This is a genomic window from Variovorax sp. W2I14 (assembly GCF_050435205.1).
Lineage (GTDB): Bacteria > Pseudomonadota > Gammaproteobacteria > Burkholderiales > Burkholderiaceae_C > Variovorax > Variovorax paradoxus_C.
Genome location: NZ_JBNDJX010000001.1, coordinates 3,603,437 through 3,618,781, shown reverse-complemented (window position 1 = coordinate 3,618,781; position 15,345 = coordinate 3,603,437). Strand labels below are relative to the sequence as shown.

Genomic DNA, 15,345 nt, shown 5'->3' with positions numbered 1-15,345 from the left:
GGCCACATGCGATGAAGTCTGTCCTGGTCATTTGCATCGGCAACATCTGCCGCAGCCCGATGGGGCAGGCGCTGATCGCTGCCGCGCTGCCGCACCTGGAGGTCAAGTCGGCAGGCATTGGCGCATTGGTGGGCCACCCCGCAGATCCAGTGGCGCGACAGCTCATGGCCGAACGCGGGATCGACATCGAACACCACCGCGCGCGCCAGCTCACCAACCAGATGTGCCAGCAGGCTGACTTGATCCTCGTCATGGATGAGGAGCAACGCTTGCATGTCAATCAGACCCACCCGCTCACACGCGGCAAGCTGTTTCGTCTCGGTGAAGTCGCGCGCGTGGACATCCCCGATCCCTATCGCCTGGGCCGGCCGGCCTTCGAGCGAGCCCTGAAACTCATCGACGACGGCGCGAGTGCGTGGGTCGAACGCATCAAAAAACTCTCATGACTGCTCTTGCTTCTTCTACGGCGTCCGTTGTCACATCTTCACGCGAAGATGACGACGATATTCGCCTGTCCGAATACCTTGATATCTTGATCGACCGGAAGTGGCTGGTCGCATGTGTCACGCTCATCGCCCTCGTACTGGGCGCTGCTTATGCGCTGGTCTCCACGCCCATCTATCAGTCCAACTTGCTTATTCAGGTCGAAGACTCGGCTCCAGATGCGAAAAACTTTCTCGGCGACACAGCCAACTTGTTCGATGTAAAGACGCCCGCAACCGGCGAAATTCAGATCATTCGATCACGCATGGTCATGGGCGGAGCTGTGGAAGCAACTCGGCTGTATATCGATGCTCGCCCGCATCGAATCCCGTTAATTGGCGAATGGCTTTCGCGGCGCGCTAAAAATTTGTCCGAGCCTGGGTTTCTTGGCATGGATGGTTACGTATCGGGCACGGAGTCAATCAGTATCGGTAAATTCGACGTGCCCGCTGCACTCGAAGATCAGCAGCCCTTCATGATTACGGCGCAGGCTGGTGGTCAGTACACGCTAATACATCCTGACCTTTCAGCGCCACTGACAGGTACCGTTGGCGACCTCCTGAATCAAGAGACGCCCGATGGCACGATCACGCTCATGGTGTCGAAACTCGACGGAAAGCCCGGAGCAGAGTTTGTTGTTTCGCATGGCTCCGTGCTCGCAACCACTGAGTCTTTGCAAAAACGGGTGCAGCTGAGCGAACAGGGCAAGCAGTCGAACGTAATCAGCGTGACACTTGAAGACAGCGACCGCGACCGTCTGCGGCGAATTCTTAATGCAATCGGTGAGCAATATGTGCGCCAGAACATCGAGCGTAAAGCGGCCGAGGCGGAGAAGACGCTTGAGTTCCTTGATCAGCAACTACCCGAGTTCAAAAAACAACTCGAAGCTTCTGAAGACGCCTATGCAAGCTTCCGAAACAAGAACGGCACCATCGCGTTTGACGATGAGGCCAAGGCCATGCTCAATCAGGTAGTGGATTTGCAGAAGCAACTGCTTGAGGCGGAGCAATTGCGGCGGGATTTGCGCTCACGCTTCACCGCGACGAATCCCAAGGTAGGCGTGATCGATGGTCAGATATCCGCCATCCGCCGGCAACTTGATCAGATTGACAACCGTGTGAGCGCCATGCCGGTCGTTCAGCGCGATGCATTGCGATTGGAGCGCGACGTCCGTGTGAATGGCGAACTCTACAAATCGCTGCTCAATAGCTCGTTGCAGTTGCGCCTCGTCAAGGAGGGTAAGGTAGGCAACGTGCGCCTGCTCGACAAGGCCACCGAGCCAAAGAGGCCTGTGAGGCCGCAAAAGTCTCTGATCGTAGCGCTGTCACTGGTGCTAGGCCTGCTCGCTGGCATGACCTTTGCCATCATTCGCAGCAAGATGGCCAGCGGCATCAACAACCCGCAGGAGATCGAGGACCGCCTCGGCCTGAACGTCTACTCCGTCGTGCCCCTCGCCATCGAGCAGGAGCGGATTGGGCAACGCATTGCAGGCGGCGTCGGTGGTGTCCAGGTGCTGGCCATCAACGAGCCGGAGAGCCTGGCCGTGGAAAGCTTGCGCAACCTGCGCATTTCTCTGCAGCTGGCCTTGATGGAGACCGACAACAACCGCGTGCTCATCACCGGCGCCACGCCAGGTGTCGGCAAGAGTTTCGTTTCAGGCAACTTCGCGGCGATCATGGCCGAGGCCGGTCGGCGCGTGCTGCTAGTCGATGCTGACTTGCGAAAGGGCCACCTCCACACCGCCTTCGGCTTGCCGCGCAAGGGCGGGCTGGCCGACATCCTCTCAGGTGACATGACCAGCGAGCAGGCGATCCACAGCCAGGTGACGCCGAATCTCGACGTTCTCACGACGGGCAACTACCCGTTCAATCCGGCAAGCATGATGCTGTCGTCGACGCTGAGGGAGTTCCTGGAAGCCATGTCGGCCCGCTACGACCTCGTGGTGATCGACAGTCCGCCCGTGCTGGTGGCGGCCGATGCCGCCGCGGTTGCGGCGCACGCTGGCGCGATCCTGTTGGTGGCCCGCGACAACCTCACGCAGATTGGCGAACTCAGCGAGAGCGTCAAGCGCCTGGCCCATGCAGGTCAGCGGGTCAGCGGCGTTGTCTTCAACGGCATGGATCTTTCGCGCCGGCACTATGGTAGCTATGGCTATAAATACGGTGGTTACCGGTACACCGAATACAAATACAAGGATGCCGCCTGATACGTCAGTCGCGTCCTACCGGTTGCGGTGACGTCATCTGACAATAGATACATAGGCTCACATTTCAGGAGGGTTTGATACCCTGAATAGGGGAGGCAAGAGCGAGAGCTTCGGGGAAAATTGTTATCAGCCAAAAACAATTAATCACCCAAAGTGCGATCCCTGATCAACTGTCTTGCAGCACCCTTGCTTGCGATGCCCCGCCCTGCCAAACGCCTGCTGGCGCTGGCTGTCGATGCCACGCTTTGCGTCCTGTGCGTGTGGGTAGCGTTCAGTCTTCGTTACGAGCAGTGGGTAACCCTTCGCGGTGTTCAATGGACGGCGGTCGGTGTGGCGATCGTCGGCGCGCTTCCTCTCTTCATTGTTTTCGGGCTGTATCGGGCCATCTTCCGTTATGCCGGTCCCGCCGCATTGATGGCCATCGTGCGTGCCTGCGCGTTCTTCGGCATTGGGTACGGGCTCGTGTTTTCCGTGATCGGTGTGAGCGGGGTGCCGCGGACGGTCGGGTTCCTCATGCCCATGATGCTGTTCCTGACAGTGGCGAGTTCGCGCATGCTGGCGCGCTACTGGTTGGGCGGCATGTACATGAGCGCGCTCGACCGGAAGGCACTGCCCCAAGTGGTTATCTACGGTGCCGGCGGTGCCGGGGTGCAATTGGCTGCTGCATTGACCCAGAGCCGCGAGATGTCGGTTCGTGCCTTCATCGATGATGCAAGGCACCTCCAGGGCAATACCCTTCATGGCCTGCCGATCCACTCCCCCGATTGGCTCAAGGACAACGCCGCAAAACTGGGCATTACCGATGTGTTGTTGGCAATGCCTTCGGCCAGCCGTGCGCGCCGGGCGGAGATCCTGAATCAACTGCTGCCTCTGTATCTTCACGTGCGGACGCTCCCGGCACTCGCCGATCTGGCCAACGGCCGAGTGCAGGTCCACGATCTGCTCGAGGTCGACATCGAAGACCTCTTGGGTCGTGACCCGGTCGCGCCGAGAGGCGATTTGCTGCACAAGAACATCCGCCATCAAGTCGTGCTGGTCACGGGAGCGGGCGGTTCCATTGGCAGCGAGCTGTGCCGGCAGATCGTGCAGCTCTCGCCGAAGACGCTGCTGCTGGTGGAGATGAACGAGTACGCGCTCTATGGAATCCATCAGGAGCTCGAAGCCTTCGTGCCACACATCCACGTGGTTCCTCTGCTGGCGTCGGTGTGCGACGCGGCGCGTTTGCGTGAAGTGATGCGCGCCTGGCACCCGGACACCGTCTATCACGCCGCCGCCTACAAGCATGTGCCATTGGTCGAGCACAACCCCATCGAAGGCGTGCGCAACAACGCGCTGGGCACGCTCACGGCGGCGCAGGTCGCCATGGAGTGTCAGGTTCGCCGCTTCGTGCTCATCAGCACCGACAAGGCAGTGCGCCCGACCAACATCATGGGCGCCAGCAAGCGGTTGGCCGAGATGACTTTGCAAGGGCTCGCGCAACAAAAATCGGGCACCTGCTTCTCGATGGTTCGTTTCGGCAATGTGCTGGGCTCGAGCGGTTCGGTGGTTCCGCTGTTCCGCCGGCAAATCGAAGCGGGTGGCCCCATCACGCTGACGCATGCGGACATCACCCGCTACTTCATGACCATTCCCGAGGCGGCGCAACTGGTCATCCAGGCCAGCGCAATGGCCGAGGGCGGCGATGTGTTCGTGCTCGACATGGGCGAGCCGGTGCGCATCATCGACCTGGCGCGCCGCTTGGTTGAACTGTCGGGCCGCACGGTGCGAGACGAGAACTCGCCCGATGGCGACATCGAACTACAGATCACCGGCCTGCGGCCCGGCGAGAAGCTGTACGAGGAACTGCTGATCGGCGACAACGCCTTGCCGACTTCGCACCCGCGTGTGATGAAGGCGCACGAGCCTTGCCTTCCCGAGGAAGAGCTTTGGCGCCAGTTCGACGTATTGACGGCCGCGCTTCGTAACGGCGACGTGCCGGCCCTCAAGCGCACGCTGCAGCAGATGTTGCCCGGCTACCGCGCGCATGCGGAAGTGGTCGACTGGGTGCACATGGAGCGGGAGCGGAATCGCTTGGCAGTGACCGTGGTGGGTCGCGACGAAGAAAGCGCGAACTCGGACATGCCGATCGCCATCGCGCTGTAAAGCGTCGCGTCGGTCGGACCCGTGCAGCGAATCTACGTGGGCATTTGAAGAACTCCCTTCAGTTGCTCTTCATGCGTGTTGGCGTCGTGTGATGCCGCTATCGGCTGCCGACCATGGCGGTCAATCAACGATGTGCGCGCCTCAGATACTGCTAGAAAGTTCATGGGCAAGCGCTTTCCCGCCTGAACACTCCCGCCTTTTCGCCGGCCTTGCCGCGCTCTATTTTTACCGCGCGTTCTCGAAATTGAGAATGTTGTCTCCAGCCTTCGGCTGCTTGTTCTCCGGCGCCGCGAAGCTGAAAGCCTTCGGGTCGCGGACAGACGTCATTTCGTAGAGCGGGTTGATCCGCCCCAGCTTCGCACCGCCGTCGCGCGTCAGCGGCGACCACGCAAAGCCCGCGGAGTACTTGCTGGACTTCGGCAGGAATGCATCGAACGGCACGGAGATATAAATGCCCTTGTCGAAACTGCCTTCGCCGAATTGGGCCGCCGACACATTGGTCTTGGTTGCATAGACGCCAACCATCACGCCATTGTCGAAACGTCGGCTGATGTCGAGCGTGACCCCGCGATCCCCGGCCAGGTATTGGCCGGCGCTGATCCTTGTCATCACGCCGTTCCAACCCGTGTCCCAGTACAGCGTGGCATGGCCGGTGTTGACCTTGTAGTCGCGCAGGCCGAAGTCTTGCTGGAAGTCGCGTTGGCGCACGTGGTTGATGTCGATGCCCAGGGCGAACTTGCTGCGCCATGGGCGATACAGCCATTCGGCACCCACGCCGGCGAACATCGATTCAAGGGCGCCGCCGTAAACGCTGTAGTACTGGTCTTCGCTCAGCCGGCCCACATGGGTCAGCTGGAACACCGGCATCGTCACCCGCGAAGTGGTGACGTATTCGCGTTGGAAGGTGCGCACGCGTGGAAGATTGCTGGGCGCGGTGTAGGTGAACTTGTCGAAGTTGTCCAGCAGGCGCCAGTTCAGCGCACCGTTCACCCATGTGCTCGGCGTGAAGCGGTATTCCGCCGTGGCCTGAACGCCGATCTGGTAGAGCATGAAGGCGTCGGGGCCGCCAATGATCTGCGAGAAATACGGCGTCACGCCGTAGGTGAATTTCTCGGTGCGGCGCTCCCATGGCGCTAATGCCGCCGTGTACTGCTGCTGCGCGGAAGCGGTTGCCGCGTTGTCAGTGGCGGTGGCGATCTTTTCCGGCGGCAGGAACAGCCGGTCTTCGCTCGCGTCCTGGTGCGGCGCGTAGTCGCGCTGGCTGGCTGCGCGCGCTTCGGCGGGCGACTGCGCCTGGTAGTGCTCGGCAACCCATTCACCCCGGTCGACGACCTGTGCGTGCATCGCGAGGCCGCGTTCGTTGTAGTGCAGGATGAAGCTCTTGATCGACGCGGGCGAATCGCGATGCAGCACGGCAATGATCTGCTCCACCCCGTGCTTGGCGGTAAACGGTGTTGCTCTCGGTGATCCACACGTGCACGCCGCTGCCTTGCGGTGCGATGCGCTGGACCGTCCATTCGGTTCGGGCTTCGATCTCGGCCGCTGTCGACGCCCAGCCCGGCGGGTTCTGCGGCGCCTGGGGCGTGAAGCGGGGCTGTGGCGGATCGGCCGGCTTGGGTGCCCGCAGTGATGCCACGTTGGTGGACAAGGTCACGCCGACCATCAGCTTGTTGCCGCGCTCCAGGCCAGCGGAGAAGGCAACGCCAGGTGAATAGCGGTACTCGAAGCCGATGTTGAAGGGGGTGCGCTGCTCCTGGTTGTTGGCGAACGGTTCGTTCTTGTAGTTGTTGCCTTCGTATTCGAGCTTGACCGTCAGTGGCTCCCACGGCGTGCGCCATTCCACACCGCCGAAGAGCGCGGCAGGGCCGCGGAAGAAGGCGCCGAAGTTGGTTTCTCCGCCCTGCGCCGAACTCACCCTGCGCCTGTCGAAGCGGCTGCTCAGGAGCGTCAGGGGATTGCGGATGTTGCCGCTGTTGCCGAGATATCCCCAGCCGACGCCGAGACTGAAGTCGAAATCGCCATATCGCTTGTTCGCAACCAGGTATTCGGCGGAGAACAACCCGGTGCCGCCGATATCTCGAAAACCGAGCGCAAGTTCGGGTACATAGGCGGACTCACGGATGAGTCGCACCTTGAGGTCGATGCTCTTGTCTTTGGTGCTCTGGCCGGTGGTGCTGGCGGTGTAGGGCACGTTGCTGATCGACGTGTACCGAAAGCCGCCTTCCATCCAGTCCAGCGGCTGGAACATCACGTTCAGCCGGGTGTACGGCGAAACATGGGTGATCGATGTCCGGAAGTCGCCGGCCTGGCCCATGCGTGCGGTGGGGGTCTGGAGCAGGCCGGTTTCGCCCCAGTCGTTGCTGCTGGTGCGAATGGCGTTGTACTGCGGCGCCACTTCGGGGCGCACGGAGACGGTGGTCGACGGCGTGATCGTCGGCACCGGCGCTGAAGGTTGCTGCGCCCCCGATTGCGCGGAAATTCCCGCTGATGAAACCTCGCCTTGAGGCGAGGGGCCTTGCGTGGCGAGAAACTTGATGATCCCCTCGGACGCGGCGACCAGGTCGGTCATCTCGCGGGGAGCCGCCCAGATCCACGCGCCTGGCGCCGGTTCGTCCGAAGGCTCGCTGTTCCAGGGGGCCACGCCCACGCGGGCGGTGCGGCCATCCGGCTGCGCGACCCAGGCCCAGTCGGAGGGGCCTCGAGGCTCGCAGGCCGCCACGTAGTCCCAGGCGGTTCGGCCGGCTTCATGCGTCACATGGCAAAGCTCTCCGCTGGGGCGGACCACCACGATGGTCTTCAGGTTCGGCGGCGCGGCAACCAGCTGCTGGCCGGCCGCAAGCACCGGGTCTTCTTCGGGATGCGCCTGCAGCCAGCGGGGGTCCACGATGCCGAGCGCCACCCGGCCTGTGACCGGCAAGGCCTGGAGCCAGGTAATCAGGCTCAGGCGATCGGCTTGTTCCGAACGCGGCGCGCGCCGGTTGATCGACTCGATGCGAACCAGCAAGGTGTTCTTGAGAAACTGCTGCGCCAGCCGTTCCTGGGGCACACGCCACGCAAGGCCGGGAGAGGCTGCATCGGCGGCCTGGCGCAACAGCCAGGTGCTCAGGCGCTCACCGGGGCGCACGTCGGCGTCATTTGTCGCCTCAGTTTTCGTGGCCGTGCTGAGTGGTTGTGCCGAGACGCCGAAACTTGCCGCCAGCGCGCACGCGATGGCCGCTCGACGAGGCCAATGCCGTTTGCCAATACCGCGAACCCAGGGATTCATGTGCCGGAACTTGCCGATCTACCGGCTGCCGGTGCGGGGGGCGTCCATTGTTCGAAGCTCATGCAGAAGTCGCTGGTGAGGCACTGCTCTGAATACACGACCTGCGGTGTTCCCGAAGAGTTCGATATGCCGAAGCGAGCTGCAGGCAGTGAAGCCGTGGATGGCCGCGACACGCTGCGCTCTTCGTACCAACGCAAGGAAGCGGGATTCGCGCCTGCGAGGGAGGTGTTCTGTGGTGGTGAGATGGGAGTTCGAACGATTTCGTCGCGAATTCCGAAGCGATAGCCTGGCATGAGATCACGCAGGCGTGTGTAGCTTTGGCCCGAACCGCCTGAGGTGCTGGTTGTATCGGGAGTTGGCCACACAGGCAGTCCAGTGAATCGAACGTTTCGCCAGTCGGTACTGAGGCCGGTGGTGCCCACAAGCTGACCATTCAGAAGCCTGACAACTTCACCGCTGCCGCTGTACCAGACTTCGACAGGGCCTTCGGCGCGCTGATCGATATAGCCGAGAACCATGAACAGGGTGCGATCACCGACCTGTGTGCGCAGATAGCGGTAGGCGGGATTGAAATCCGGCTGGGCCGCAGTTTGGCCCTTGTATACGAGCCGAGCGGCATCCAGCATGGCTGAAGACCCGGAGGAACAACCGCCAACGCCCAAATAAAACGTTGCCCAAAGGCAACGTTTTAAAAGTCGCGTGGCGAAACCAACGCGCGGAGCTCTCAGCGAATGCCCTCCCAGTGGGAGGGCACGCAGCATTTAACGCGTGCCGGTGGTGCCTGTGCCAGTACCGGTGCCGGGGATGATGACGAAGCCACCACCGCCGTTGCCACCGTTGCTGCTGGCGACTGCCACCAGCAAAGCGGTGCTGCCTGCAACAGCACCCCATTGGCCGGGGGTCAGACCGCCGGTCGTTGCGGCGGTTGCGCCGGCTGCACCAGCGGGTGCGGGTGCCGGCGTCGTGTTGCTGGCGGGTGCCGGTGTTTGGGCAAATGCCGACGAAATTGCCAGGGAGGCAAGGGCGGCTGCGAGCTTGATCATCTTCATGGAAGTCCTCTCAAATTTCTTTGTGGTCGAGGGTAGCACGCCTCACAAGTGCGCCGCAACCCATTTCCCTCTCGTGGGCGCGTGCGAATGTGTAGCTTTTCGGGGGTGTTGAATTCGCCTTCATGAGCCTTTCCTGCGAGATAGGGCCAGCCTGTACTTCGTCCTGCGCAGAAACCGTCTCGAGCCGATAGCCGAATCCGCGCAGGGCCGCCAACAGAAAGCCATTTGCCGGCCACAGATCGAGCTTGGCCCTCACGCGCGACAGATGCGTGTCCAGCGATCGCGAAAGCACCTCGAAATCGGCGCCCCAGATCGCTTGGTACAGCTGCTCACGTGACAGCAGGCGGCCGGTGTTCTGGAAAAGAAACAGCGCGAGGTCGTACTCGCGGCTTCTCAGTTCGACCCGCACCCCGTTGAGCTTGACGGTGCGCCACGCCGGAAGGAACTGATAGGGCCCGAAGACCAGTTGGGGCTCGTGCAACGCGGGGTACGACCGGCGCAGCAGCCCGCCGATGCGCGCTTCGAGTTCCACGTCGGAGATGGGCGAGATCAGGAAATCGTCGGCGCCGGCATGCAGGCTCATGGCCATGTCCGCGGCGTCGGCCCTCCGGGTGGTGAAGAGAATCGGAAGGCGGTTGCCGGCAGCCCGGCGCAGCGCTTTCACCAGGGCCGGACTGTCGATGCCGGGCAGGCGCCAGTAAAAGATGAGCAGATCGAACCGCTGGGCCTGCACGGCCTGCAGCAGCAAGGCTCCGTCCGCGTATTCGTGGCATTCATGGCCGAGGTTCGTTGCGGTGTGGGTAACCAGTCGCAGCTGATCCCGCTCGTTGCCGAGTATTGCTATGCGCATTCCGTCCCTTTGCTTCACGCGCTCCTTGCGAAGGCGTGCCTCATCTTGGACGAAGCGGGCTCCATCGGCAATGCCTGAGAGCCTAAAAGACGGAAATAGCGCTCTAAGCCGTGATTTGGTCGATTTTGCCGACCGTATGGAACACCGTTCCATCGAAATTGCGAAAAGCCCTGGCTGAACTCAGAGCCAGTTGCCACTCTGCGGCATCTGCACCTTCTCCGCCGGATCATCGCTGGTAACGAACGAGCCGATGACGATGCTCAGGAGCGAGATGAAGATGCTCGCAAAGAGCGCGGTCCAGAAACCCGAGACCTTGAAGCCTTTCACCAGCGCGGCCACCAGCAGGATCATCAGCGCATTGATGACCAGCAGGAAGAGGCCGAAGGTCACCAGCGTCAGCGGCAGCGTGAGCACGATCAGCAGCGGCTTCACGACTGCGTTGGCCAGTCCGAGCAGCAAGGCCGAGATCACCAGCGCGCCGGTGCCGTCGAACTTGAGCCCGCGAAAGAGAAGGCTGGCGACCCAGAGCGAGACGGCGGTGATGGCCCAGTGGACGAGGAAGGGAGTGATGTTGTTCAGCATGTGATCGGTGGTGTGTGGCAGCAGACGCAGAGTTTGTTTCCGTCCGGATCGCGGAAGTACGCGCCATAGTAGTCCGGGTGGTAGTGCGGCCTGAGCCCGGGCGGGCCTTCGCAACTGCCGCCGTTGGCCAGCGCGATGGCGTAGGCGCGGTCCACCGTGGCGCGGTCGGCGGCCAGCAGCGCCACCATCTGGCCGTTGCCGTGCGTGGCCTTCTGGCCGTCGAAAGGCGCGCCGACCAGAAAGAGGGGACGCGGTGCATCGGGGCTTTGCCAGCCCGCCCATGGCTTCGTGTCGTCGCGAAAGCGCAGCTTCAGGCGCAGTTCGCCCATGAGCGCCGTGTAGAAGCCGAAGGCCCGCTCGAAGTCGGTCACGCCGACGAAAACATGGGACAGCATGCGGTTGGGTTCCTTCTTGTTCGGCGAATCCGCGGATTCCTGGGGATTATCGCGAGCAGAACTTCTGCGGTTACCTTGGGAAACATTGCATGGCAGCCCGTTAATATCGCCATCTCTCGGAGCCCCTGCAGGGGCCCATTTTCAATTGCCGGATAAGAACAAGGGGCCTTTGCCATATGGCCAATCCGTCGATCGCGAGCTTGACACCGGCACCGGCTTCGGCCGATGAGGCCGAATCGTGGGTGCGTGGCGAGCTGATCCGCAGCTTGATGCGTTCTTCGCGGAGCTCCTACATCGTTTCTGTTGCGCTCATACCGGCCATGGTCGGGCTGAGCTGGGTCGAAGTGCCGCGCTGGGAGCTGCTCACGTGGCTGATGGCCGGCGTCATCGCCACGATTTGCCGGGCCTGGGGCTCGCACGTCTACACGGTGCGCTACGCCGGCCGGAGTTCCGCGGCGCAGCAGCAGTTCACCGAGCGGTACGGCTTCATCTGGAGCACGACCGCGGTGGTGTGGGGGTCGTCGATCCTGCTGTTCTTCGAGCGCACGCCGCAGGTGAACCAGTTCATGAGCTGGCTGATCGTGGCCGGGGTGGGCACCTTTCCGCTCAACGGGTTGGCGCTGCATCCGCCGCTGCTCAAGCGCTACGTCAACACGCTCTTCATCACGATGCTGGGGGCGGTGGTGATACGGCTTGTGAGCGTCAACATGCACGAGCCGCAGTTCCACTACGGCTACCTGATGCCGATCCTGCCGATGCTGCACTGGTTCCTGCTGCTGCGCGCGGGGCGCCACATCCATGAGACGGCGCGCAACAGCCTGGAGCTTCTGTTCCACAACCACATCCTGATCAAGTCGCTCACGCAGCAGCGGCAGGCGGCGGTGTCGGCGGTGGCGATGAAGAACCGCTTCCTGGCCAGCGCCGCGCACGACATGCGCCAGCCGGTGCTGGCACTTTCGCTGTACGCGGACTGGCTGCGCAACGAGCCCGAACTGGTGCTCGAGCTCGCGCCGAAGATCGTGCGCGCCACGCACGCGGTGAATGCACTTTTCGATTCGATGTTCGACTTGGCGCGCATCGACTCGGGCCAGGTGCGGCTGCACATCGAGCGCGTCGACGTGCCCGAGTTGCTGCACGACCTGGAATTGCAGTACCGCCCGGTGGCCGAGAGCCGCGGCCTCGACTTCCGCGTGCACGTGACCGAGGGCTCCTTTCTCACCGACCCGATCCGCGTGCGCCGCATGATCGGCAACCTGCTGGCCAACGCCATCAAGTACACGACCGAAGGCGGCGTGCTGCTGGCTGCGCGGCAAACGCGCGACGGCATGCGCGTGGAGGTGTGGGACACCGGCATCGGCATCGCGCCCGAGCACCTGCGCGATGTCTTCCTGGAGTTCTACAAGGTGGCCGACCATGCGGGCACGTCCGACGGTTTCGGCCTCGGCCTGGCCATCGTCGCGCGGCTCTCGCACGTACTGGGACACCCGATCAGCGTGCGCTCGCGACTGGGCAGCGGCAGCGTGTTCCGCGTGGCCCTGCACGACGCCGACGAGGCGGTGGCGCAGGCGCGCGTGAGCGCCTCCGGGGGCTGAAGAAAAAAGTACTGCGAGAAAGTGCGGCCCAAAGAAAACCGCGCACGAGGCGCGGTTTCGAAGAGGCAGTTTCTCGCCGGGATCAGCCCGACAGCAGACCGTTGGTGCGCGCGTAGTGCAGCGCCTGTGTGCGGCTCTTCACACCGAGCCGGCGGAACAGGCGCCACAGGTGAACCTTCACCGTGTGTTCGCTGATTTCCAGGTCGGTCGCGATGTCGCGATTGCTCATGCCCTTGTCGAGCATGGCGATCAGCTGCGTCTGGCGCTTGGAGAGCTTGCTGCTCGCAAGCGGCGGCTCGTCGGCCTCTTCGGAGCCCGCCATCAGCAGGCCGCGCAGGGCGGCTGCCAATTCATTGGAGCTGGCCGACTTCTCGATGTAGGTGTCGGCACCCGCTTCGATGCAGGCGTCTTCCATGTCCGCGGCCGGTGCCGCCGAATACACGGCGATCGGCACGTTGGGATAGACCTGCTTGACCGCGATCACGCCCGAGACGCCATTCGTGTCCGGAAGCTTCAGGTCCAGGCAAAAGAGGGTGGGCGCGCCACGCTGCTGCACCGAGCTCGCGAGCTTGTCGAGCCGCTCGAGCTCGACGATGTTCTCGGCGGGTCGCAGGCGTCGCAACACCATCACGATCGCGTCGCGCATCAGGGGGTGGTCGTCGATGACATAAATGCTCATGTTTTCTTCCTTTGTGATCGCACCGTCTTCTCTCGTCGCTCACCGGCGGATAAGCCGATGGGCCCTTGCCGGTTCAACTTCCATCTGTGGTGGTCGTTGCTTCCGCCAATGCCTCCAGCGCCTCTGTCACGGCGCGTGATTGTTCTGTGTCGATGGGCTCGAGCTGCGCGGCCAGCGTCGCCAGTGCCGCATCGCGCTCGGCCTGCAGGAGCGCGATGGTACGGCCGGCTTCCTGCGGCGAAGCAAATCCACGGCTCTGCAGCAGGGTTTCGCCGCGCGCATCGAGCAGCTTGAAATAGAAGAGCCCGTCGGCGCGTTCGCGGTACTGCTTGAAGCTGGGCTTCGCAACCTTGGCCGCCTTGGCGCTGCCCTTGTCGCGGCCCGCCGCGAGGTTGCGCAGGCCCACCGCATGGCGCAGGCGCGTCATGAAAGGCTGCGACAGCGCGCTGGCCTTCTCGGCGCCGATGAGCAGGATGCGCTCGATCTCCGCAGGGTCGCTCATCAGTGCTTCGTAGCGCTTTCGCAGCGGTGCCACTTCGACTTCGATCCGCTCGAACAGCAATTGCTTGGCATCGCCCCAACCGATACCGTCGGCATAGGCCTTGCGGAGCATCTCGGTCTCGTCGGCATCGGCAAAGGCCTGGTAGATCTGGAAGAGCGCGGAACCCTCTGTTTCCTTGGGCTCGCCGGGCGCGCGCGAGTCGGTCACGATGCTGGCGATCTGCTTTTGCAGGTATGCGCGCGACGCGAACAGCGGGATCGTGTTGCCGTAGCTCTTGCTCATCTTGCGGCCATCGAGGCCGGGCAGCGTGGCAACGGCATCGTCGATCTCGGCTTCGGGCAGCGTGAAGTGCTCGCCGTACTGGTGGTTGAAGCGCTGCGCCATGTCGCGCGCCATCTCGATGTGCTGCACCTGGTCGCGGCCCACGGGCACCTTGTGGGCGTTGAACATCAGGATGTCCGCGCCCATCAGCACCGGGTACATGAAGAGGCCGGCGGTCACGTCGGCATCGGGGTCCTCGCCCTTGGCGATGTTCTTGTCGAGCTGGGCCTTGTAGGCGTGCGCGCGGTTGAGCACACCCTTGCCGGTGACGCAGGTGAGGAACCAGGTGAGCTCGGGAATCGCGGCGATGTCCGACTGGCGGTAGAAGGTCACGCGCTCCGGGTCGAGCCCGCAGGCGAGCCAGCTCGCGGCGATCTCGAGCGTGGAGCGCTGGATCACGGCCGGGTCTTGCACCTTGATGAGCGCGTGGTAGTCGGCCAGGAAGAAGAAGCTCTCGACACCGGGCGCGACGCTCTGCCGCACCGAGTGGCGGATCGAGCCGACGTAGTTGCCGAGGTGGGGCGTGCCCGACGGGGTGATCCCGGTCAGGACGCGCAGCGGAGCGGAAGAAGACGAGGCCATGAAACGACAGACTTAGAGCAGCAATGCCTTGAGCGGCGTGATGATGAGATTGATGACGAAGTAGCCGACGTCCATCAGGGGGCGCAGCCAGTAGGTGCTGACGACGCCTGCAATGACCAGGGCCATCACGATGAAGAAGCCGTAGGGCTCGATGCGCGCGAGGAAATTCTGTGCGGGCCCGCTGGGCAGCAGACCTGCCAGCACGCGGCCGCCGTCGAGCGGAGGCAGCGGAAACAGGTTGAAGGCCCACATCACGAGATTGACCAGGATGCCGCCACGCGCCATCTGGATGAAAAAGTTTTCATTGTCGAAACCGGCCGCAACCAGCACCACGAACAGCAATGCCCAGAGGATGGCCTGGATGAAGTTCGACACCGGGCCCGCGAGCGCCACCCAGATCATGTCGCGCTTGGGATGGCGCAGCCGCCCGAAGTTCACAGGCACCGGCTTCGCATAGCCGAACAGGAAGGCGCCCGAGGTCGCGAAGTACAGCATCAACGGCATCAGGATGGTCCCGATGGGGTCGATGTGCTTCATTGGATTGAGGGTGACCCGGCCCATCACCTCGGCGGTGTTGTCTCCGAAGTGCCGGGCCACATAGCCATGGGCCGCTTCGTGCACGGTAATCGCGAAGATCACGGGCAGTGCGTAGATGAGTACGGTCTGTATGAGATTGGAAATATCCACTGGGCGATTG

General features: G+C 62.8%; 12 protein-coding genes and 1 pseudogene. 4 read left to right on the top strand and 9 right to left on the bottom strand.

Annotated elements, in window-relative coordinates; all coding sequences use genetic code 11:
• The first annotated feature begins 11 nt into the window (after positions 1–11).
• The 3 genes from QF040_RS16905 (at position 12) to QF040_RS16895 (ending at position 4,831) form a co-directional block, all read left to right on the top strand.
• Positions 12–446 (top strand): low molecular weight protein-tyrosine-phosphatase, encoded by a 435-nt coding sequence (locus QF040_RS16905; RefSeq protein ID WP_429612029.1) that lies wholly within the window; start codon positions 12–14, stop codon positions 444–446.
• The gene (locus QF040_RS16900) at positions 443–2,689 is read left to right on the top strand and encodes a polysaccharide biosynthesis tyrosine autokinase (RefSeq protein ID WP_429612028.1); all 2,247 of its coding nucleotides are present in this window, start codon (positions 443–445) and stop codon (positions 2,687–2,689) included. The genes QF040_RS16905 and QF040_RS16900 overlap by 4 nt, the downstream gene beginning before the upstream one ends.
• 162 nt (positions 2,690–2,851) lie before the next feature.
• Complete coding sequence (locus QF040_RS16895; protein ID WP_429614662.1) at positions 2,852–4,831, top strand: polysaccharide biosynthesis protein; 1,980 nt, start codon at positions 2,852–2,854, stop codon at positions 4,829–4,831.
• A 225-nt stretch (positions 4,832–5,056) separates the two neighbouring features.
• Here QF040_RS16895 and QF040_RS16890 read toward each other — a convergent pair.
• The 6 genes and pseudogenes from QF040_RS16890 to QF040_RS16865 all read right to left on the bottom strand — a co-directional run bounded on the left by QF040_RS16890 (position 5,057) and on the right by QF040_RS16865 (position 10,972).
• A pseudogene (locus QF040_RS16890) lies at positions 5,057–7,145 on the bottom strand (YjbH domain-containing protein).
• A gap of 947 nt (positions 7,146–8,092) precedes the next feature.
• Positions 8,093–8,722, bottom strand: coding sequence for a YjbF family lipoprotein (locus QF040_RS16885; RefSeq protein ID WP_429612027.1), 630 nt, complete (start codon positions 8,720–8,722; stop codon positions 8,093–8,095).
• Between the two features lie 135 nt (positions 8,723–8,857).
• Complete coding sequence (locus QF040_RS16880) at positions 8,858–9,145, bottom strand: hypothetical protein (protein WP_429612026.1); 288 nt, start codon at positions 9,143–9,145, stop codon at positions 8,858–8,860.
• Between the two features lie 10 nt (positions 9,146–9,155).
• Positions 9,156–10,013, bottom strand: a complete 858-nt coding sequence (locus QF040_RS16875; RefSeq protein ID WP_429612025.1) for a response regulator transcription factor — start codon at positions 10,011–10,013, stop codon at positions 9,156–9,158.
• 162 nt (positions 10,014–10,175) lie between these two features.
• Positions 10,176–10,577 carry a phage holin family protein gene (locus tag QF040_RS16870; RefSeq protein WP_013543039.1) on the bottom strand — a complete coding sequence of 134 codons (402 nt, stop codon included), beginning with the start codon at positions 10,575–10,577 and terminating at the stop codon, positions 10,176–10,178.
• On the bottom strand, positions 10,571–10,972 hold the full coding sequence (locus QF040_RS16865) for a VOC family protein (protein ID WP_429612024.1): 402 nt from the start codon (positions 10,970–10,972) through the stop codon (positions 10,571–10,573). The genes QF040_RS16870 and QF040_RS16865 overlap by 7 nt, the downstream gene beginning before the upstream one ends.
• A gap of 176 nt (positions 10,973–11,148) precedes the next feature.
• Between QF040_RS16865 and shkS the strand changes: the two genes are divergently transcribed.
• Positions 11,149–12,564: a surface-behavior sensor histidine kinase ShkS gene (shkS, locus tag QF040_RS16860; RefSeq protein WP_429612023.1), complete on the top strand. Its 1,416-nt coding sequence runs from the start codon at positions 11,149–11,151 to the stop codon at positions 12,562–12,564.
• 82 nt (positions 12,565–12,646) lie between these two features.
• On the opposite strand, the gene QF040_RS16855 is transcribed toward shkS, so the two are convergent.
• The 3 genes from QF040_RS16855 to QF040_RS16845 form a co-directional block, all read right to left on the bottom strand.
• The gene (locus QF040_RS16855) at positions 12,647–13,243 is read right to left on the bottom strand and encodes a LuxR C-terminal-related transcriptional regulator (protein ID WP_013543036.1); all 597 of its coding nucleotides are present in this window, start codon (positions 13,241–13,243) and stop codon (positions 12,647–12,649) included.
• A gap of 73 nt (positions 13,244–13,316) precedes the next feature.
• Complete coding sequence (locus QF040_RS16850) at positions 13,317–14,648, bottom strand: tryptophan--tRNA ligase (RefSeq protein ID WP_429612022.1); 1,332 nt, start codon at positions 14,646–14,648, stop codon at positions 13,317–13,319.
• A gap of 12 nt (positions 14,649–14,660) precedes the next feature.
• Entirely contained in the window at positions 14,661–15,335 is a 675-nt protein-coding gene (locus tag QF040_RS16845) for a site-2 protease family protein (protein ID WP_429612021.1), read from the bottom strand.
• Between the last annotated feature and the right edge of the window lie 10 nt (positions 15,336–15,345).